We start from the raw sequence: 19542 nt of genomic DNA, 5'->3' as shown, positions 1-19542 counted from the left end.
ATTGCAACGGGCGCACGCACAATACAGAGCAACACAGAGCAACGCAGGCATGGAAACACGGAGAGCGAAATGGCAATCAGGCTTCGCAAGCTAGTCGTGCAAGTGGACGAAACACGCATTGAAATGGGCCAGAACGTCGATCCGCCGGCACGCCGTGCGGTGGCGATCGCGGTAATCGACAACCCGTATGCGGGCCGCTTCGAAGCGAAGCTTGACGCACTGATCGAGGCCGGCGAGGAACTGGGCGCGCTGCTCGGCAAGAGGTGCGTCGATGCGCTCGGCATCGAACCGGGCGACGCGCAAAGTTACGGCAAGGCAGCGATTGTCGGCGAGGCGGGCGAACTCGAACACGCCGCCGCGATTCTGCACCCGAAGCTCGGCGCGCCGTTGCGCGCAGCGGTCGAAAAGGGCGCGGCGCTCGTGCCGTCGGCGAAAAAAATGGGCACGCTCGGCACCGCGATCGACGTGCCGCTCGGCCATAAAGACGCCGCTTTCGTGCGCAGTCATTTCGACGCGATCGAGGCGCGCGTGTCGGACGCGCCGCGCGCCAACGAGATCGTGGTCGCGGTGGCCGTGACCGCGTCGGGCCGGCCGTTGCCGCGTATCGGCGGTTTGCAGGCAAGTGAAATCAAGGGCGAGGACGGTTTGCGCTGACGCTTGCGCCGGGATTTGCATGCGATTTTTTCACGGCTTCCCGCAAGGGCTTTCTTTCAGGTAGTGTGCTGCCGTTGATGCGTGCGAGCACGGTGCCGTACGCGCCGCAACGTCTGCTGTTCGAGCCTCTTGCCGTTTGGCGCGTGGATCGTCAGCAAGCTGCCGAGGGTCTCGATGCTTTCGAATTTGCTGGTACAACTGGTCAACGGACTCGCCGATGCGTCGACGCTATTTCTCGTCGCCGCCGGCTTGTCGTTGATCTTTGGCGTAACGCGCATCGTCAACTTTGCGCACGGCTCGTTCTACATGTTCGGCATCTACGTGGCCTACAGCATCGCCAGCCGTTTCGGACACACCGCGGGCGGCTTCTGGCTTTCGGTGCTGGCCGCCGCGCTGGTCGTGGCGGTGCTCGGCGCGCTCGTCGAGGTGATCGTGCTCAGGCGCATTTATCAGGCGCCTGAGCTGTTCCATCTTCTTGCCACGTTTGCACTCGTACTGATCTTTCGCGACGCCGCGTTGTGGCTATGGGGACCGGAAGATCTGTTCGGACCGCGCGCGCCGCATCTTGCGGGCGCAGTCGATTTCCTCGGCCATCCGTTGCCGACGTATGACATCGCATTGATTGTCATCGGCCCGGTGGTTTTGCTCCTGCTCTGGTATGCGTTGACGCGCACGCGTTGGGGCACGCTCGTGCGCGCGGCCACTCATGATCGCGAGATGCTTGGCGCGCTCGGCATCAATCAGGCGTGGCTGTTTACAGGCGTGTTTTTCGTCGGCGCATTTCTCGCCGGATTGGGCGGTGCGCTGCAAGGGCCGCGTATGTCGGCAAACCTCTCGCTCGATCTGGAGACGATCGGCAATGCGTTCGTGGTCGTCGTGGTCGGCGGCATGGGGTCAATTCCGGGCGCGTTCGTCGCGGCGCTGATCATCGCCGAGATCAAGGCGTTGTGCATCGGGATCGGACATGTGACGTTATTCGGCGTCGGTCTCTCGTTGAGCCGCTTTACGCTGGTTGCGGAATTCGTCGTGATGGCCGTCGTACTCGTGGTGCGGCCCTGGGGTCTGCTCGGTCGCGCGAGTGCCGCGGCGCGGGGCATGGCCGCGCCGGAAGCGCCTCTGCGTCCTGCGGGAAAGCGGCTCAAATGGCTTGCCGTGATTGCACTGCTAGTCCTGTTGCTCGCGCCGCTCACGGCGAATGCGTTCCCGTATATGCCGGTGCTGCTCGTGGAAATTCTCATCGCCGTGCTGTTCGCGACGAGTCTGCATTTCATCATGGGGCCGGGCGGCATGCATTCGTTCGGTCATGCTGCGTATTTCGGGCTAGGTGCATATGGCGCCGCGCTCTTCCTCAAGGTGTTGAATCTGCCGATGGAAGCCGCCTTGATGCTCGGACCGCTTCTGGCCGTTGCAGGCGCGCTGGTGTTCGGCTGGTTCTGCGTGCGCCTTTCCGGCGTGTACCTCGCGATGCTGACCCTCGCGTTCGCACAGATCGTGTGGTCGGTCGTCTTTCAATGGGACGATGTGACGGGCGGCAGCAACGGCATTCTCGGCTTGTGGCCGTCTAACTGGCTGTCGTCGCCGGTGGCGTTTTATTACCTGACGCTTGCGTGTGCGGTGATCGGCGTATGGCTCCTGCGCCGCATGTTGTTCTCGCCGCTCGGTTATGCAATGCGCGCGTCGCGCGATTCGGTGCTGCGCGCGGAGGCGATCGGCATCGACGTGAAGCGCGTGCAATGGGCCGCTTTCGTGATCGCGTCGCTGTTCTGCGGTCTCGCAGGGTCGTTGTATGCGTTCTCCAAGGGCACGATTTCGCCGGAGGTGATCAGCGTGAGCCGTTCCGTCGACGGCCTCGTAATGGTGCTGCTCGGCGGCTTGCAGACACTCACCGGGCCGATAGTCGGCGCGGCTGTCTTCACGTGGCTGCAGGACACCGTCGCGCGGCAGACCGATTACTGGCAAGCGCTGCTGGGCTTCACGATTCTGTTGCTGGTGATCGCGTTTCCGCAGGGCATCGTCGGCTTTATCCGCGATCGTTTTGGCGATGACACGGCCGACAACGCTGAGAAGAGCGGCCCGCAACCGTCGCAACGCACGGCGATCAAGGAGGGGCTATGAGCTTGCTGCACGTATCCGGCCTCTGCAAATCGTTCGGCGGTCTGAAAGCGGTCGACGACGTTTCGTTCACGCTCGAAGCCGGACAGCTTCTCGCATTGCTCGGGCCTAACGGCGCGGGCAAGTCCACTTGCTTCAACATGGTCAACGGACAATTATCGCCCTCGTCAGGCTCTATCCGTTTCGACGGACACGAACTCGTCGGCATGCGTCCGCGCGACATCTGGCGGCTCGGCGTGGGCCGGACATTCCAGATCGCGGCGACCTTCAATTCAATGACGGTGCTCGAAAACGTGCAGATGGCCCTCGTCTCACGCGAACGAAAAACCTTCGGCGTGTGGAGGCCCGCGGCTTCGCGCTATGCGGACGAAGCGTTCGCGCTGCTCGAACAGGTCGGCATGGCCGCCGACGCGAACCGCGCATGCGGCGTTCTCGCGTATGGCGACGTGAAGCGTGTCGAGCTGGCCATTGCACTCGCGAACAGGCCGAAGCTTCTGTTGATGGACGAGCCCACTGCAGGTATGGCGCCGAAGGAGCGCAACGAACTGATGGCGCTGACCAAGCGGCTCGTCACGGAGCAGAAAATCGGTGTGCTGTTCACCGAGCACAGCATGGACGTGGTGTTCGCTTACGCCGACCGGATGATCGTGCTCGCGCGCGGCAAGCTGATCGCCGAGGGCGACGGTGACACGATCCGCAACGACCCGCGCGTGCAGGAAGTGTATTTCGGCACCGGCAAGACGTTTCAGCCGCACGCTGCGCTGCACGACATGGCGGCTGGCCATGCTGCAAGGGGAGCGCTGCAATGAGCGAGCCGATGCTGAAAGTAGCAGGCCTCAACGCGTTTTATGGGCGCGCTCACATTCTGTTCGATGTCGGCCTGGAAGTGGGCCGCGGCGAAGTCGTCGCGTTGATGGGCCGCAACGGCGCGGGCAAATCGACCACCATGAAAGCGGTAATGGGTCTGCTGCCGCGCCGCCAGGGAGAAGTCATCTTTCGCGGCCAGAACATTGCTGCGCTCGCGCCCTACAAGATCGCTCGCATGGGCATGGGCTTCGTCCCGGAAGACCGACGTGTCTTTGCCGATCTGACAGTGATGGAGAACCTCGACACTGGCCGCCAGCCGCCGCGCGAAGGCGCGCCGCAATGGACGCCGGAAAAGCTGTTCCGTCTGTTCCCCAATCTCGGCGAAATGCCGAAACGCCCCGGCGGCCAGATGAGCGGCGGCGAGCAGCAGATGCTCACCGTATCGCGCACGTTGATGGGTAACCCGTATCTCGTGTTGCTCGATGAACCGTCCGAGGGCGTGGCACCTGTGATCGTCGAGCAGATGGCCAATATGATTCTCGAACTCAAGCGCGAAGGGCTATCCATTCTGTTATCCGAACAGAACCTGCACTTCGCGGAGCTGGTCAGCGACCGCGCGTATGTGCTCGAAAAAGGGCAGATCCGTTTTAGCGGCACGATCGGCGAACTGGCAAGTAACGAAACAGTGAGGCGCGCTTATCTGAGCGTTTGATTCGCGCGTGATTAGGACAGTCGTTGCGAAAGGAGAGGCAGATGGCAGCAGAGACGTTGACAGGCTTGTCGGGCAAGGTCGCGGTAACGAACATCGGGCTGCTGTTATCCGGCGACATCGATCAGCCGATTCTCGACGCCGACACGCTGGTGATCGACGACGGCGTGATCGTTGCCGTTGGCAAAGAGAAAGACTGCGACCTTGAAGGCGCGCGCACCACGGTGGATTGCAAGGGTACGACCGTCGCGCCCGGCCTGATCGATTCGCATGTGCATCCGGTATTCGGCGACTGGACGCCGCGCCAGAACCAGATGGGCTGGATCGAATCGAATCTGAACGGCGGCGTGACAACAATGATCTCCGCTGGGGAAGTACATTTACCTGGTCGTCCGAAAGATGTGCTCGGCGTGAAGGCGCTGGCGATCACCGCGCAGCGTTCGTTCGAAGGCATGCGCGGCGCGGGTGTCGGCGGCGGCGTCAAGGTGATGGCGGGCGCGCCGGTCATCGAGAGAGGCATGGTCGAGGAGGATTTCAAGGAGTTGTCCGAAGCGGGCGTGAAGCTGCTCGGCGAAGTCGGTCTCGGCAGCGTGAAGGCCGGTGAGGAAGCCGCGCAGATGGTTGCGTGGGCGCGCAAGTACGGCATTCAGAGCACGATTCATACGGGCGGCCCTTCGATTCCCGGCTCCGGTCTGATCGACCGCGATGTGGTACTGGAAGCCGATGCCGACGTGATCGGCCATATCAACGGCGGGCATACGTCGCTGTCTTACCGGCATGTTTGCGATTTGTGCGAGCAGTCGAGCCGTGCGCTCGAGATAGTGCACAACGGCAACGAACGCATCGCATTGCTGACGGCTCGTCATGCGGTCGAACTGAAATGTCCGCACCGCATTATTCTCGGCACCGACAGTCCCGCTGGCTCCGGCGTGCAACCGCTGGGCATTCTGCGGATGATCGCGCTCATTTCCAGTCTCGCCGATGTGCCCGCTGAAATCGCGTTCTGCTTCGCGACCGGCAATACCGCGCGTCAGAGGAACTTGCGCCAGGGCTTGATCGAAGTGGGACGTCCCGCCGACCTCGTCTTCATGGACCGCGCACAACATACGGCGGCTGACACGCTGCTCGAAAGCGTGCAGCTCGGCGACATTCCGGGCGTGGGCATGGTGATGATCGACGGTTTGATCCGTTGCAGGCGCAGTCGTAATACGCCGCCCGCGACCGAAGTGCCGGTCGTGCTGTGAGCACGCAACGTTTAGCGCGCGCGGTGTGCTCGTGAACGGGCCGGCGCCGCTCGCGCTGAAAGTGAACGGCGCGACGCATCTTGTCAGCGCCGCCGCCGACACGCCGCTGCTTTATCTGTTGCGCAACGATCTCGCGCTCAACGGTCCAAAATTCGGCTGCGGACTGGGCGAATGCGGCGCATGCACGGTGCTGCTCGACGGCGTGCCGACGCGTGCGTGCGTGACGACCGCCAAAGTGGCATTGGGCCGCGAGATCACCACGCTCGAAGGATTAGGTACACGTGCCGCGCTGCATCCAGTGCAACAGGCTTTTATCGAAGAGCAGGCTGCGCAATGCGGCTATTGCCTGAGCGGGATGATCATGACGGCGAAGGCGTTGCTCGATCGCGATCCGCATCCCAGTGTGGAAACGATCCGGCGCGAGTTGTCGCGCAACCTGTGCCGCTGCGGCACACATGTGGAGATCGTGCGTGCTGTGCAGCGCGCCGCTGAACTACTCGCGTCGCAAAAGAATGCTTCCGAAGGGGCGCGCGCATGACAGGACCGGATATCAGCGTCGACCGCCGGACCACTGTGCCGTCGCGCAAGCAGTTGTATGACGCGCAGAGCGTGCTGATCGTCATGCGCGCGCCGCAAGCGCCGGTCAAGCCGGCTGTCGGGCAACCCGGCTCGCGGTCGTCGTTTGTTCCAGGCGAGCCCGATATGTTTCTCGCCGTCCGCGACGACGGCAGCGCAATCGCTTTCAACGGCCATGTCGATCTCGGCACGGGCATCGGCACCGCGCTGGCGCAGATCGTCGCAGAAGAACTGGATCTGCCTTTGACGCGCGTGTCGGTCGTGCTTGGCCATACGAACGAAACGCCGAATCAGGGGCCGACTATTGCAAGCGCCACGATGCAGATAACCGCAGTCCCGCTGCGGCATGCGGCGGCGCAGGCGCGTCAATGGCTCCTCGCGCAGGCGGCGGCGCGCTTCGGCGTGGATGTCGAAAAGCTCGCTGTACGCGACGGCATGGTGTTCGAACAAGACGGCGACAACGCGGTAGAGAAAGCAAGACGCATCGGCTACGGCGAGTTGATCGCAGGGCAGCGAGTCGAATTGCAGCTGACTACCGACGCGCCTTTGAAGTCGCCGCACGCCTACAAGATCGTCGGTAAGAGCGCGCCGCGCGTCGACATTCCAGCGAAGGCGACGGGCGAATTGAGCTTCGTGCACGACGTGCGTGTGCCCGGCATGATGCACGGCCGCGTTGTGCGCCCGCCGCATGCGGGAATCGCGCAGGGTGATTTTGTCGGCAACAGCCTGCTGCATGTCGACGAAGAATCGATTCGCGACTTGTCCGGCATCGTCAAAGTAGTCGTCATACGCGACTTTGTAGGCATCGTGGCTGAACGTGAAGAAGTCGCGCAGCAGGCCGCGAAGCGGCTCCATGTGCAGTGGAAAGCCGCCCAACCGTTGCCGCCGCTCGAAACCAGTGAAGAAGTAGAAGCCGCATTGCGTGCAAATCCGGCGAAACGGCGCGACCTCGTGATCGACGGCGATGTCGACGCGGCGCTTTCGCAGGACGCGAGCCGCACGCTCAATCGCACCTACGTGTGGCCGTTTCAGATGCACGCGTCGATCGGCCCTTCGTGCGCCGTCGCCGATTATCGCGAGGGCGCGCTGAAAGTGTGGTCGGGTACGCAGAATCCGCATTCGCTGCGCGCCGACCTTGCATTGCTGATGTCGATGGACGAGGCGCTCATCGACATCGTGCGGATGGATGCGGCCGGCTGCTACGGTCGCAATTGCGCGGATGATGTCGCCGCCGACGCCGCTCTGCTCTCGCGCGCGACCGGCGCCCCGGTGCGCGTGCAACTGTCGCGCGAGGACGAGCATGCGTGGGAGCCGAAGGGCGCGGCGCAATTGATGGATGTGCGCGGCGCGTTGAGCGCCGAAGGCGAACTGGCGGCTTACGACTTCGCGACGCGTTATCCGTCGAATGACGCACCTACGTTGGCGCTGCTGCTGACCGGCGTGCTGTCCGCGCAGCCGCAGGTCTTCGAAATGGGCGACCGAACGGCGGTGCCCCCATACGATTATCGGTCGATGCGCGTGGTCTGCGACGACACGCCGCCCATCGTGCGTGCGTCGTGGCTGCGCGGCGTGTCCGCGTTGCCGAACACGTTCGCGCACGAGTCGTTCATCGACGAACTCGCGGCCGAAGCGGGCGTCGATCCGGTCGAATTTCGCCTGAAGCATTTGAGCGACCCCCGTGCCGTCGACCTCGTGAAGGCGGTCGCCGAGCGTGCGGACTGGCAGCCGCGAGAGCCGCGGACCGACCAGCCGCGGGAGGAGGGCGACATCGCGCGCGGCCGCGGTATTGCTTACGCACGCTATGTGCACAGCAAGTTTCCCGGCTTCGGCGCGGCGTGGTGCGCGTGGGTCGCCGACGTCGAAGTGAACCGCCGAAGCGGCGAACTCGCGGTAACGCGCGTGGTGGTCGGCCAGGACACGGGCACCATGATCAATCCCGACGGCGTGCGTCATCAGATTCACGGCAACGTGATTCAGGCGACGAGCCGCGCACTGAAAGAGCGCGTGACGTTCGACCAGAACGCGGTGACGAGTCACGAGTGGGGTGCGTACCCGATCCTCACGTTCCGTGAAGTGCCCGTGATCGACGTCGTGATGATGCCGCGCCACGGCGAGCCGCCGATGGGCGCGGGCGAGTCCGCGTCGCTGCCCGGCGCGGCGGCGATTGCGAATGCGCTGTACGACGCGACCGGCGTGCGTTTTCGCAAGCCTCCTTTCACGCCCGAAACGATCCGCGCCGCGCTCGCCGATGCGCAGGCCGAAGACGCCGCGTCGCGCCGCAAGAAGCGCTGGCGCTTGGGTTTTCTCGGCGCATTTACCGCGGGCGCTGCGGGCTGGCTCGGTGCGTCGGCGTGGGCGCCGCCGCCCATTGCGCCGATCGCACCGCCGCTTGCCAGTGCGTTCGCGCCGGACCTCGTCGCGCGCGGCAAGCTGCTGGCCTCGCTCGGCAATTGTGCGGTGTGCCATACGGCGCGCAACGGTGTGCCGAACGCCGGCGGCAAGCCGCTCGAGACACCGTTCGGCACCGTCTACAGTACGAACATCACGCCCGATGCGCAGACGGGCATCGGCTCATGGTCGCTCGAAGCGTTCGTTCGCGCGATGCGCGAAGGCATTAGCCGGGACGGCCATCGGCTGTATCCGGCGTTTCCGTACACGTCGTTCAGGAACACTTCCGACGACGACCTCAAGGCGCTCTACGCGTACCTGATGTCGCAAACGCCGGTTCGCTTCCGTCCGCCGGAAACGAAGCTGCCGTTTCCGTTCAGCGCGCGTCCGCTGATGGCCGCATGGAATGGCTTGTTCCTCGGACGCAATACGTTCGTTGCGAGCGCGACGCAAAGCGCGCAGTGGAATCGCGGCGCGTATCTCGTCAACGGTCTCGGGCATTGCAGCGCATGCCACACGCCGCGCAACGCTTTCGGCGCCGAGAAGACCGGCGCGGCGTTCATGGGCGGGGGCAGCGCGGAAGGCTGGGAAGCGCCCGCGTTGTCGTCGCTCTCTAACTCTCCTGTGCCGTGGAGCGAAGACGAACTGTTCAGCTATCTGCGCTTCGGGCACGCGCCGCTGCATGGCGTTGCGGCTGGCCCGATGGCGCCGGTCGTCGCAGATCTCGCTGCGTTGCCCGACAGCGATATTCGCGCGATGGCAAACTACCTTGCGTCGCTCAATTCCGTTGAAGCGAATGTCGATACCGCCGCGATGGCGCGTCAATACGAACACGCAAGCGTGATTACCGGCACGCCGTCCGGCGTCGGCGCACGGCTTTTCGACGGTGCATGTGCCGCCTGTCATCACACGGGCAGCGGGCCGCAACTGTTCGGCGCGCATCCGTCGCTGGCGCTCAATACGAATTTGCACAGCGCGACACCCGATAATCTGATCCGCGTGATACTCGACGGCATCGGCTCGCCTGCACGGCCCGAACTCGGTACGATGCCGGCTTACCGCGACAGTTTCAACGACGCCCAGGTCGCCGAACTCGTGACGTATCTGCGGCAGCAGTTCGCGGGCGGCAAGCCGGCCTGGCAGGACGTTGCCGCAAGCGTCGCGCGGATTCGCGCAACGCCGGTCGCCGAGTGAGCGTGCCACGCAGCGACCGGTCGACCGTTCGCTCGATCGCCGCTGCAATGCCGGACAGAAAACCAACGCATTCCCGCAATCCCTTTGATACGGAGAAACGCATGACCACGCGCGCAAGATGGATCTCTCGCCTCACGCTATCGACGGTGCTGTCGTTCGCCGCCTTCGCCGCGAACGCACAGCAGACCATCAAGATCGGCGAAATCAACAGCTACAAGGCGCAGCCGGCCTTTCTCGGTCCTTACAAGAACGGCTGGAATCTTGCACTGGAACAGATCAACGCTGGCGGAGGCGTGCTCGGCAAAAAGCTCGAAGTCGTTTCGCGCGACGACAACGGCAACCCCGGCGACACGATCCGAGTCGCGCAGGAACTGATCGCGCGGGAACAGGTGCAACTGCTGTTCGGTGGTTTCCTGTCGAACACAGGGCTCGCGCTCACCGACTTCGCGAAGCAGAAGAAGATCTTTTTCCTTGCCGCCGAACCGCTGACCGACAAGATCGTTTGGGCGGACGGCAACAAGTATACGTATCGCCTGCGTCCTTCCACGTACATGCAGGTGGCGATGCTCGTGCCCGAAGCGGCCAAGCTGAAGAAGAAGCGCTGGGCGCTGGTCTATCCGAACTACGAGTACGGACAATCGGCGGTCGCGACTTTCAAGAAACTGTTGAGCGCCGCGCAACCTGACGTGCAGTTCGTTGCCGAGCAGGCCACGCCGCTTGGCAACGTGGACGCGGGCGCGGTCACGCAGGCAATCGCCGACGCCAAGCCCGATGCTATTTTCAACGTGCTGTTCGGCGCCGATCTCGGCAAGTTCGTGCGTGAGGGCAATACGCGCGGCCTGTTCAAGGACCGCAGCGTCGTTTCGCTGCTGACGGGCGAGCCGGATTATCTCGATCCGCTGGGTGCCGAAGCGCCGGCCGGCTGGATCGTGACGGGCTACCCGTGGTATTCGATCGATACGCCGGCCAACAAGAAATTTGTCGACGCGTATCAGGCGAAGTACCACGACTATCCGCGGCTCGGCTCGGTGGTCGGTTATTCGGCGCTCATGTCGATTGCGGCCGGCATCAAAAAGGCGGGTTCCGTCGATACCGACAAGCTCGCGGCGGCTTTCAAGGGCCTTGGCGTGGAAACGCCGTTCGGGCCGATCACCTATCGCGCGCAGGACAATCAGTCGACGATGGGTGCTTACGTCGGCGTGACCGGTCTGAAGGACGGCAAAGGCGTGATGACGTCGTATCGCTATGTCGACGGCGCGAGCGTTCAGCCGTCGGACGCCGAAGTGAAGAAGCTGCGGCCCGCCGAGTAAGCTTCCTGTGGCGGCGCGAGCGTGCCGCCACACCTGCGGCGGTCCATGCCGCAGGCGTCCATCCATGCCGGCGCCGATGAGGCGTGGATGAGGCGCCGGGCCGCCGGCCGATCTTCCGGCCGACTCGCTTGAGCCGAAGGCGCTATTCCTCGGCGTCGTGCTCGGCCACGAAGCGCCTCAGATACGCCAGCACGGCTGCCTCGGCCGCGCGATGATCCGCGGTACTCTTTGAGCCGGCGTTCTCCTCGTCGCCGAACAGCGACGAAGGCGCGTCGTGCACGTCGATTTCCTGCCCCTCGCGGAAGATGCGAATCTCGTGGACGTCTTCCGCGTATTCGGCAATCCAATGCACGCCTTCAATATGCGCACCCGCGCGCACGGTGGGGATCTTCATGGATGTCTCCCGTTCGAGCCGGTCAAGTGCCAACTCTTGATGACACCATACGCCGTCGACGTGAACGGCGCGAGTCCCGGCAGCTTGAATGACGACCCCGGCACACGCATTGCTCAGCGATGAGAGCCACATTCAACCGGAGAACCGTCATGCCCGAAAAGAAAACCGTGAAGCGTGCCGAAGCCGACAAACGCGCCGGCAAGTCAGCAAGCACGCAAGCTGGAGAGTTCGTCAAGGAGCAGGTGGACAAGGTGCGCGCCGGCAAGCACGGCGTGAGGTCGCCGAAGCAGGCGATCGCCATTGGCCTCTCGGAAGCGCGTCGCGCGGGCGTGGATCTGAAGGCGCCGAAGAAAGGTGCCGCAAGCGAGGCCACGCGCAAGAAAGCCGACAAGGACAGCGCTGCGGGGCAGAAGAAGAGCACCGCTAAAACGACGGCCAGCAAGGAGTCGACGGCGAAGCGCTCACGCGCCTCCACCAATGCGCTGAAGCGCGAGAGCAAGGCAGGCGCATCGCCTTCGGCGATGTCGAAGCAGGCAAAGACCGCCGCCGCGAAGCGTCCGGCGGCGAGCCGCTCGGCGGCCGCCAAGAAGGCTGCTGCGACCAAGGGTGCAGCCGGCCGTTCGGCGGCGGCCAAGAAGGCGGCTCAGACGCGCGCGGCTCGCGCGCATCATTGAGCCGGGGTGGACCTTACTGCACGGTGGCCAGTACGTCGCCGACAGTCTTGAAGATGTGCGCGATCTGCTCTTCGTTGATGATGAGCGGCGGCGAGAACGCAAGAATGTCGCCGGTGAAGCGCACCAGCACGCCCGCTTCGAAGCATTTGACGAATGCTTCGTAAGCGCGTGCGCCGGGCGCGCCGTCGCGCGGTTCGAGTTCGATGCCCGCAATCATCCCAAGGTTGCGGATGTCTTTCACGTGCTTCGCGCCGCGCAGCGAGTGAGCGGCGGCTTCGAACGTCGGCGCAAGCGACGCGGCGCGCTCGAAGAGTCCTTCGCGGCTATAGAGGTCGAGCGTAGCGATAGCCGCGGCGACGGCCGCCGGGTGCGCCGAATACGTGTAGCCGTGGAATAGCTCGATCGCGCCTTGCGCGCCCGCGTTGACGATCGTGTCGTGCACCGTGCGGCTTGCCGCAACCGCGCCCATCGGAATCGACGCGTTGTTGATCGCCTTGGCCATTGTGATGAGGTCCGGCGTCACGCCGAAATATTCACTTGCCGTGGCCTTGCCGACGCGGCCGAAGCCGGTGATCACTTCGTCGAAAATCAGCAGGATGCCGTGCTTCGTGCAGATTTCGCGCAGCTTCTGCAGATAGCCTTGCGGCGGAATCAGCACGCCCGTCGATCCGGCGACCGGTTCCACGATCACCGCGGCAATCGTCGACGCGTCGTGCAGCGTGACGATGCGCTCCAGTTCCTCTGCGAGATGCGCGCCCCAAGCCGGCTGGCCCTTCGAGAAAGCGTTGTGTTCCAGGTTGTGCGTGTGCGGCAGGTGATCGACCGCCGGCAGCAACGCGCCGGAGAAAGTCTTGCGATTAGGCGCGATGCCGCCGACCGAAATGCCGCCGAAACCCACGCCGTGATACCCGCGCTCGCGGCCGATCAGGCGCGTGCGCTGCCCTTCGCCGCGCGAGCGGTGGTAGGCGAGCGCGATCTTCAGCGCGGTGTCGACCGATTCGGAACCCGAGTTCGTGAAGAAGATGCGGTCGAGGCCCTCGGGCATCAGCTCGGCGACCTTCGTGGCCGCTTCGAACGCGAGCGGATGGCCCATCTGGAACGTCGGCGCGAAGTCGAGCGTGGAGAGTTGCTGCGTAATCGCGGCAACGATCTCGTCGCGGCTGTGTCCCGCGTTGACGCACCATAGACCCGCGCAGCCGTCGAGCACTTCGCGGCCGTCCGTGCTGCGGTAATACATGCCTTTCGCCGACTCCAGCAGGCGCGGCGCGGCCTTGAACTGGCGGTTGGCGGTGAAGGGCATCCAGAAAGACGACAGATCGTCGATGACGGGGCGCGAAGTCATGGGTTCTCCTCGAAGTGGTTTCCCGATAGGGACTTCCGTTGGGGCGCCCCTGACGCATTTCCGTCGAGGCACCCCGAGGGCACTTCCCGTGGGCATAGCCAAAACTGTAGCGTTCGCGGTTTAATGGCGGCATAAACAGTTGACGCAGTGTCGCGCTAACTGTGTTGGTGGATTCGCGGTAACTGTGTCGACGCGCATCGCGTGAATCTAGCGCGGATCGAGCGTCGAACGGCAGGCGGCCGCGCGCCGTTTCCCCTTCATTCACTTAGTGCCTGCCCGAGGCCGCCTTTTTCGTCCTGACCATGATCGAATTGAACCTCGAGCGCGACCGGCGCGCCGCTCCGACCCTGGTCGAACAGGTTGTGCAAGGCTTCACCCGGGCGATCGAGGCTCAATCGTTACGCGCGGGCGCGTTGCTGCCCTCCGTCCGGCAACTGGCCCAGAGTCACGAACTCAGTACGTTCACGGTGACAGAAGCGTACAACCGTCTCGTGTCGATGGGGCTCGTGGTCGCCCGGCGCGGCTCCGGGTATCGCGTGGCGGCGCGCCCGTCGTCCGCGCGGCCCGCGGTGACCGACTGGCAGCCGCCGAGCCTCACCGCGACCTGGCTCCTGTCCGACGTGTTCGCCGATCATTCGGTGCCGATCAAGGCGGGCGGCGGCTGGCTGCCGAACGAGTGGATCAACGAAACGGGTCTGCAGCACGCGCTGCGTGCGATGAGCCGCGTGCCTGCGGCGCGGTTCGGCGATTACGGGCATCCATACGGGTTCGCGCCGTTGCGCGAGCGCATCGCGGAGCAGCTCGACCGGCGCGGCTTGCCGGTCGACGTGTCGAACGTGTTGCTCACGCAAGGCGCGACGCAGGGGCTCGACCTGATCGTGCGTACCTTGCTGCGCGCGGGAGATTCGGTGATCGTCGAAGATCCGGGTTATTGCAACCTGCTGCAGATTCTCAAGCTGGCGGGACTGGTCGTGCATGGCGTGCCGCGCACGCCCGCCGGTGTCGATACCGATGTACTCGAAACGCTCGTCGCGCAGCACAAGCCCAAGGCCATTTTCGTCAACACGACGCTGCAGAATCCGACCGGCGCGACCTTCGGCATGTCAGCCGCGTTTCGCTTGCTGCAGATCGCCGAGCGTCAGCGCATGTGGGTGATCGAGGACGACGTGAGCCGCGAGCTGGCGCCGTCCGGTGCGCCGCTTTTCGCCGCAATGGAAGGCTTGCAGCGCGTGCTGTATGTCAGCGGTTTTTCGAAGACGGTAACGCCGGGGCTGCGCTGCGGCTATGTGGTCGCGGAGCGCGCGGTGTTGCGTGAGCTGGCGCGCACGAAGATGGCGGTGGGGCTGACGTCGTCGGAAGCGATCGAGCGGATCGTGGACAAAGTGCTGCTCGAAGGGCGCTACGCGCGCCACGTGGAAGCCGTGAACGAGCGGCTGAAGCTCGCGCACGCAACCGTCGAGGAGCGGCTGGATTCGCTCGGGCTCGAAGTGTTTCATCGCCCGCGCGCAGGGCTTTTTTTATGGGCGCGTTTGCCGATCGACGCCGCGCGCGCCGGCGACGTGGCGACCGCCGCGCTCACGCACGGCATCTGGCTTGCGCCCGGCTCCTACTTCCGTCCCGACGACGCGCCGAGCGCATGGTTCCGCTTCAACGCCCCGTATTCAACCGACGACGCGTTGTGGCGCTTCATCGAGCAGGTTGGGCGTGGCGTGATCTAGCCGCACGCAGGTGCCCGGATGAAAAGAGTGCCCACGCGCTCACGCGCGGATGGTGTCGATCAGCTTCAGTGCGATCGGATAGAGCGAGCAGACCAGCAGCAGCGCCATTGCGATATTGAAGACGCGCAGGCGCTTCGGGTCGGACAGCACGCGGCGCATAGCGGTGCCAAAACCGGCCCACAGGCAGATGCACGGAAAGCCGATCACATAGAACAGCGCCGCCATTGCTATCGCGTTCATGCTGTAGCTCTCGCTCAAATGGATCGTGGTGGCGGCGGTCAATACCATCATCCATGCCTTCGGATTGACCCACTGGAAAGCGATGGCTTCATAGAATTTCATTGGCCTGCGCTCGCCCTGCTTTACTTTCAATTCGCCGGACGTGCCGATTTTCCACGCGAGGTAAAGCAGGTACGCAACGCTCGCGACTTCGAGCACCGTGTAGAGCACCGGGAACTGAATGAAGGCTTCGCCGAGACCGATGCCCACCGACAGCATCAACAGCACCACGCCGGCGCTAATACCCGACAGATGCGGCAACGTGCGGCGAAAACCGAAGTTGACGCCCGAAGCCAGCAGCATGGTGTTGTTCGGACCTGGCGTGATCGTTGTGACGAGCGCGAACAGGATGCCGGCTGGCAGCGCGCTGAGCGTGAAGTAAGACATGGCGGACTCCAAAGGCTGGCAGAGGACTTTGGAGCATTCTAGCGAGCGTTGCCGGTACAGTACCTGTACGGATTTGAGGATGGTGTCCGGTACAGACGCCTGCGCACTGTTGGGACCGCACGTGACTACGGTAGAACGACGCGATTTACTTCCGGCCAGAACTGGACGTTCGTAACCGGATCATGGCAGACCGCAACCCATACTTGACTGGCCATTCGATATTGCCTCGCCAGTTCGCCGAAACAGCACTAGCGCGTGCCGGCGCGCTCGTGATTGCCTGTCAGTTCCACCACGAAGTCAAGAAAAGCACGGGTCTTTGCCGGCACGTGGTGCCGGGATGCGTAGTAGACGTATAACGGATACCGTTCGTCTACCCACTCGGGAAAGAGATTGACCAACCGGCCGTCGGCAATCAGGGGCTCGGCACCGAACAGCAACATCTGCGCAATCCCGGAACCGGCGAGACATGCGTTGAGCAAGGCACCCGGATCGTTGACCGTGAGTCGTCCCTGAGTGTCGACCACAATGCGTTTCCGCTTGCGATGAAATTCCCACTGGAACGGCTTGCCTGTCTCCGGGTTGCGGAATTCAAGGCATCTGTGGCTTCGACCTTGCAGGTCCTCGGGTTTTGCTGGCCGTCCCCAGCGAGCAACGTACGAGGGCGCTGCGACCGTCACGACGCGGGTGTCGAGCAGCTTTCTCGCGATCAGGGTAGACGCTTTGGGTTCGCCGAATCGCACGGCGAGGTCGAAGCCGTCCATGACGAGGTCGCCAAGACTGTCTCGCGCGATGAACTCGATTTCGAGTTCGGGGTGTGCGTCCATGAACGCATCGAGTTGTTGCCCGAGAATGGTCCGGTAGACGACAGGATCCAGATTGATTCTCAGCTTTCCACGCACAGCGGACGCGCCGCCTGCGGCAGCGGCCGCTGCTTCCTCAAGTCCGGCGAGATGGGGCATGACCTGCTCGTAAAAGCGGCGGCCCTCTTCAGTCAGGGAGACGGAGCGCGTTGTCCGGCTGAAGAGCCGGATGTTCAACCTTTTTTCCAGCCGCGCAATCGCCCGACTGACGCCCGGCGGCGTCATTCCTATTACCTCCGACGCGGCCACAAACGTTCCCGCATCCACTACGGCGGCGAACACGCTAATGCTGCCGGAAAGCTTCTCGCTACTGGATCTCATGGTTGCTCGAGTTAATACGTTTGGCGGAGCGCAATCGACCGCGTGAAATCGAACGCTGCGCCGCGCAGCAGTGGACGTGTCCGTTGATCATGCCAAATCGGTGACGCTCTGTCACTTATCTGATGACATCCATGTCATTTTGTTTCTTTAAGTGCTTGGCCAGAATACGTCTCACCGAAACATCCGCTGGACGCTTCAACGGAAACCGCTCGCGGCGCGCGTTTTCGCCCATCACTAAAGCACTGTAATGCCGCGATTCATTCATTCGGGAAGAAACGGAAAATGGCAGTTCAAACAGATCGTCGTCGTCTTCTGAAGGGTGCGTCGAGCCTGCTGGCTCTTGCGACACTTGGTGGCGTCGCAAGCCGCGACGCGCGGGCAGTATCGCCGCGCGCGAGTGGCGACGCCGCGCTGGCCCGTCACCCGGCCTACAGTTCGATCGATCAATGCCTGCAGCGGGCAGTGGACGATGGCACGGTTGCCGGTGTTGTCGCCATGGGCGCAACCGACCGCGGACTGGTTTACGAGGGAGCGTGTGGCCGGGCGAACGCCCGCACCGGCGAGGCCATTAGTCCCGACACAGTCTTCTGGCTCCTGTCGATGACAAAGGCGATTACCGCAACCGCGTGCATGCAACTCATCGAGCAGGGCAGACTGCGGCTGGATCAACCCGCGGGCGAAATCCTGCCGCAATTAAAGTCGCCTCAAATCCTCGACGGATTCGACGTCTCCGGGCAACCCAGGCTGCGTCCCGCTCGCAATGCGATCACGGTACGCCATCTCCTCACGCATACCTCCGGATTTACGTACAGCATCTGGAGCGACAAGCTCAGCCGGTACGAGACGGTGACGGGCATGCCGGACATCGGCTATTCGATGAACGGTGCATTCGCGGCGCCGCTCGAGTTCGAGCCGGGCGAGCGCTGGGAGTACGGCATCAGCATGGACTGGGTCGGCAAACTGGTCGAGGCCGTGACCGATCAGTCGCTGGAAGTCTACTTCCGTGAGCACATCTTCGATCCGCTGAGCATGCGCGACACGGGATTTCTCATCGGTAGCGAGCAGAAGCAGCGCGTCGCCACCATGCATAGGCGTCAGGCGGACGGCTCACTCGCGCCTGAGCCGTTCGAAACCAACCAGCGCCCCGAATTTTTCATGGGCGGAGGCGGACTCTTCAGCACGCCGCGCGACTACATGGCGTTCCTGCAGATGCTGTTGAACGGCGGCACGTATCGCGGCGAACGCGTGCTACGCGCCGACACCGTCGCGACGATGTTCCGCAATCACATTGGCGATCTGCAGGTCGCGGAAATGAAGACGGCGCAGCCGTCGTGGTCGAACAGCTTCGATCAGTTTCCTGGCACCGCGCACAAGTGGGGGCTGTCGTTCGACATCAATACAGAGCAAGGACCCCACGGACGAAGCGCAGGCAGTGTGAGTTGGGCCGGATTGTTGAACACCTACTTCTGGGTGGATCCGGTCAAGCGGGTCGCCGGATCGCTCTTTACGCAGATGCTGCCCTTCTACGATGCGCGCGTAGTGGACCTCTACGGACAGTTCGAGGAGGCGTTTTACGACGGTTTGCGTCGCGCCTGAGCGATTGACCGTCGGCACATTCACCCTGCGTCAACCGATATATCCACACATGGAGAACGAGCAATGTATGCAATCACAGGAATCACCGGCAAGGTGGGCGGCGCAGTGGCCCGCGAACTGCTGGCTGCTGGTCAGCCGCTCCGCGCAGTCGTGCGCGATGCGACGCGGGCAGAGGCGTGGGCAGAGCGAGGTTGCGAGATCGCGACGGCTTTCATGGAAGACCCTTCGTCGCTCGCTGCCGCATTCGAAGGCGCGACGGGCGTATTCATCCTGCCGCCTTCGGAGTTCGATCCGGAGCCCGGGTTTCCTGAAGCGCGCACAGTGATAGAGGCTGTGTGCGCAGCACTCCTGAAGGCGCGGCCCGACAAGGTCGTTTGCCTCTCGACGATCGGCGCACAGGCCGACGAGGTCAACCTGCTCACTCAACGCACGCTGATGGAGCAGGCGCTGCGCGAGATGCCGATGCCCGTGACGTTCCTGCGGCCTGGCTGGTTCATGGAGAACGCCGCGTGGGATGTTGCGTCTGCAAGCGACAATGGCGTCATTGCCAGTTACCTGCAGCCGCTCGACAAGCCTGTGCCGATGGTCGCCACCGCGGACGTGGGCCGCGTTGCTGCCGAACTGCTTCAGCAGACGTGGCGCGGTGTGCGCGTCGTCGAGCTTGAGGGTCCACGCCGGGCGAGTCCTAACGATCTCGCAGCGGCTTTCGCCAGTGTGTTGAGTCGTCCTGTACGTGCGGAAGCCGTCGAAAGGCAGACGTGGGAAGCGCTGTTCCGCACGCAGGGCATGAAACATCCTATGCCCCGCATGCGCATGCTGGACGGCTTCAACGAAGGCTGGATCGATTTCGAAAGCAGTTCTGACGAAATCTTGCGCGGCCACGTCGAACTGGAGACCGTTCTGGGCGAGCTTGTGTCGCGTCGCACCTGACCAGAGCCGATGCGGGATGCGTGGACTCAGGGTCTTACTTTACCGAT

The 19542-nt window shown here is 63.4% G+C and carries 16 protein-coding genes; 12 read left to right on the top strand and 4 right to left on the bottom strand.

Annotated elements, in window-relative coordinates:
• Positions 1-69: 69 nt before the first annotated feature.
• The 8 genes from SB753_RS05225 to SB753_RS05190 all read left to right on the top strand — a co-directional run bounded on the left by SB753_RS05225 (position 70) and on the right by SB753_RS05190 (position 10994).
• Positions 70-654, top strand: coding sequence for an amino acid synthesis family protein (locus tag SB753_RS05225; protein WP_087753585.1), 585 nt, complete (start codon positions 70-72; stop codon positions 652-654).
• Between the two features lie 174 nt (positions 655-828).
• Complete coding sequence (locus SB753_RS05220; RefSeq protein WP_410799319.1) at positions 829-2769, top strand: ABC transporter permease; 1941 nt, start codon at positions 829-831, stop codon at positions 2767-2769.
• Positions 2766-3575: an ABC transporter ATP-binding protein gene (locus SB753_RS05215; protein ID WP_288828023.1), complete on the top strand. Its 810-nt coding sequence runs from the start codon at positions 2766-2768 to the stop codon at positions 3573-3575. Before SB753_RS05220 ends, SB753_RS05215 begins: the two co-directional genes overlap by 4 nt.
• The gene (locus SB753_RS05210; protein ID WP_020066615.1) at positions 3572-4285 is read left to right on the top strand and encodes an ABC transporter ATP-binding protein; all 714 of its coding nucleotides are present in this window, start codon (positions 3572-3574) and stop codon (positions 4283-4285) included. The genes SB753_RS05215 and SB753_RS05210 overlap by 4 nt, the downstream gene beginning before the upstream one ends.
• A 41-nt stretch (positions 4286-4326) precedes the next feature.
• A complete protein-coding gene (locus SB753_RS05205; RefSeq protein WP_410799318.1) occupies positions 4327-5526 on the top strand; it encodes an amidohydrolase family protein in 1200 nt (399 codons plus the stop codon).
• 31 nt (positions 5527-5557) lie between these two features.
• Entirely contained in the window at positions 5558-6064 is a 507-nt protein-coding gene (locus tag SB753_RS05200) for a (2Fe-2S)-binding protein (protein ID WP_027776255.1), read from the top strand.
• The gene (locus SB753_RS05195) at positions 6061-9684 is read left to right on the top strand and encodes a molybdopterin cofactor-binding domain-containing protein (protein ID WP_410799317.1); all 3624 of its coding nucleotides are present in this window, start codon (positions 6061-6063) and stop codon (positions 9682-9684) included. The genes SB753_RS05200 and SB753_RS05195 overlap by 4 nt, the downstream gene beginning before the upstream one ends.
• Positions 9685-9785: 101 nt before the next feature.
• Complete coding sequence (locus tag SB753_RS05190; RefSeq protein ID WP_087753582.1) at positions 9786-10994, top strand: ABC transporter substrate-binding protein; 1209 nt, start codon at positions 9786-9788, stop codon at positions 10992-10994.
• Between the two features lie 142 nt (positions 10995-11136).
• On the opposite strand, the gene SB753_RS05185 is transcribed toward SB753_RS05190, so the two are convergent.
• The gene (locus SB753_RS05185; RefSeq protein WP_020066610.1) at positions 11137-11388 is read right to left on the bottom strand and encodes a hypothetical protein; all 252 of its coding nucleotides are present in this window, start codon (positions 11386-11388) and stop codon (positions 11137-11139) included.
• A gap of 149 nt (positions 11389-11537) precedes the next feature.
• Between SB753_RS05185 and SB753_RS05180 the strand changes: the two genes are divergently transcribed.
• Positions 11538-12062, top strand: coding sequence for a DUF6496 domain-containing protein (locus SB753_RS05180; RefSeq protein WP_410799315.1), 525 nt, complete (start codon positions 11538-11540; stop codon positions 12060-12062).
• A 13-nt stretch (positions 12063-12075) separates the two neighbouring features.
• Here SB753_RS05180 and SB753_RS05175 read toward each other — a convergent pair whose 3' ends face one another.
• Positions 12076-13404: an aspartate aminotransferase family protein gene (locus tag SB753_RS05175; protein WP_087753581.1), complete on the bottom strand. Its 1329-nt coding sequence runs from the start codon at positions 13402-13404 to the stop codon at positions 12076-12078.
• A gap of 302 nt (positions 13405-13706) precedes the next feature.
• Here SB753_RS05175 and SB753_RS05170 point away from each other — a divergent pair, with 302 nt between their 5' ends.
• Positions 13707-15122 carry a PLP-dependent aminotransferase family protein gene (locus SB753_RS05170; RefSeq protein WP_410799313.1) on the top strand — a complete coding sequence of 472 codons (1416 nt, stop codon included), beginning with the start codon at positions 13707-13709 and terminating at the stop codon, positions 15120-15122.
• A 39-nt stretch (positions 15123-15161) separates the two neighbouring features.
• Here the strand turns inward: SB753_RS05170 and SB753_RS05165 are convergent, their stop codons facing one another.
• Together SB753_RS05165 and SB753_RS05160 are read right to left on the bottom strand one after the other, a co-directional pair.
• On the bottom strand, positions 15162-15788 hold the full coding sequence (locus SB753_RS05165) for a LysE family translocator (protein WP_020066606.1): 627 nt from the start codon (positions 15786-15788) through the stop codon (positions 15162-15164).
• A gap of 248 nt (positions 15789-16036) precedes the next feature.
• Positions 16037-16969, bottom strand: coding sequence for a LysR family transcriptional regulator (locus tag SB753_RS05160; RefSeq protein ID WP_410799312.1), 933 nt, complete (start codon positions 16967-16969; stop codon positions 16037-16039).
• 282 nt (positions 16970-17251) lie between these two features.
• On the opposite strand from SB753_RS05160, the gene SB753_RS05155 reads away from it, so the two are divergent.
• A complete protein-coding gene (locus SB753_RS05155; RefSeq protein WP_410799311.1) occupies positions 17252-18565 on the top strand; it encodes a serine hydrolase domain-containing protein in 1314 nt (437 codons plus the stop codon).
• A gap of 63 nt (positions 18566-18628) precedes the next feature.
• Positions 18629-19495: an NmrA family NAD(P)-binding protein gene (locus SB753_RS05150; protein WP_410799309.1), complete on the top strand. Its 867-nt coding sequence runs from the start codon at positions 18629-18631 to the stop codon at positions 19493-19495.
• The last annotated feature ends 47 nt before the right edge of the window (positions 19496-19542 follow it).

The organism is Paraburkholderia sp. SIMBA_053 (genome assembly GCF_046534895.1).
Taxonomy (GTDB): Bacteria; Pseudomonadota; Gammaproteobacteria; order Burkholderiales; family Burkholderiaceae; genus Paraburkholderia; species Paraburkholderia caledonica.
Note: the sequence above shows the minus strand (reverse complement) of the source record. Positions and strands in the feature narration are given on the sequence as shown.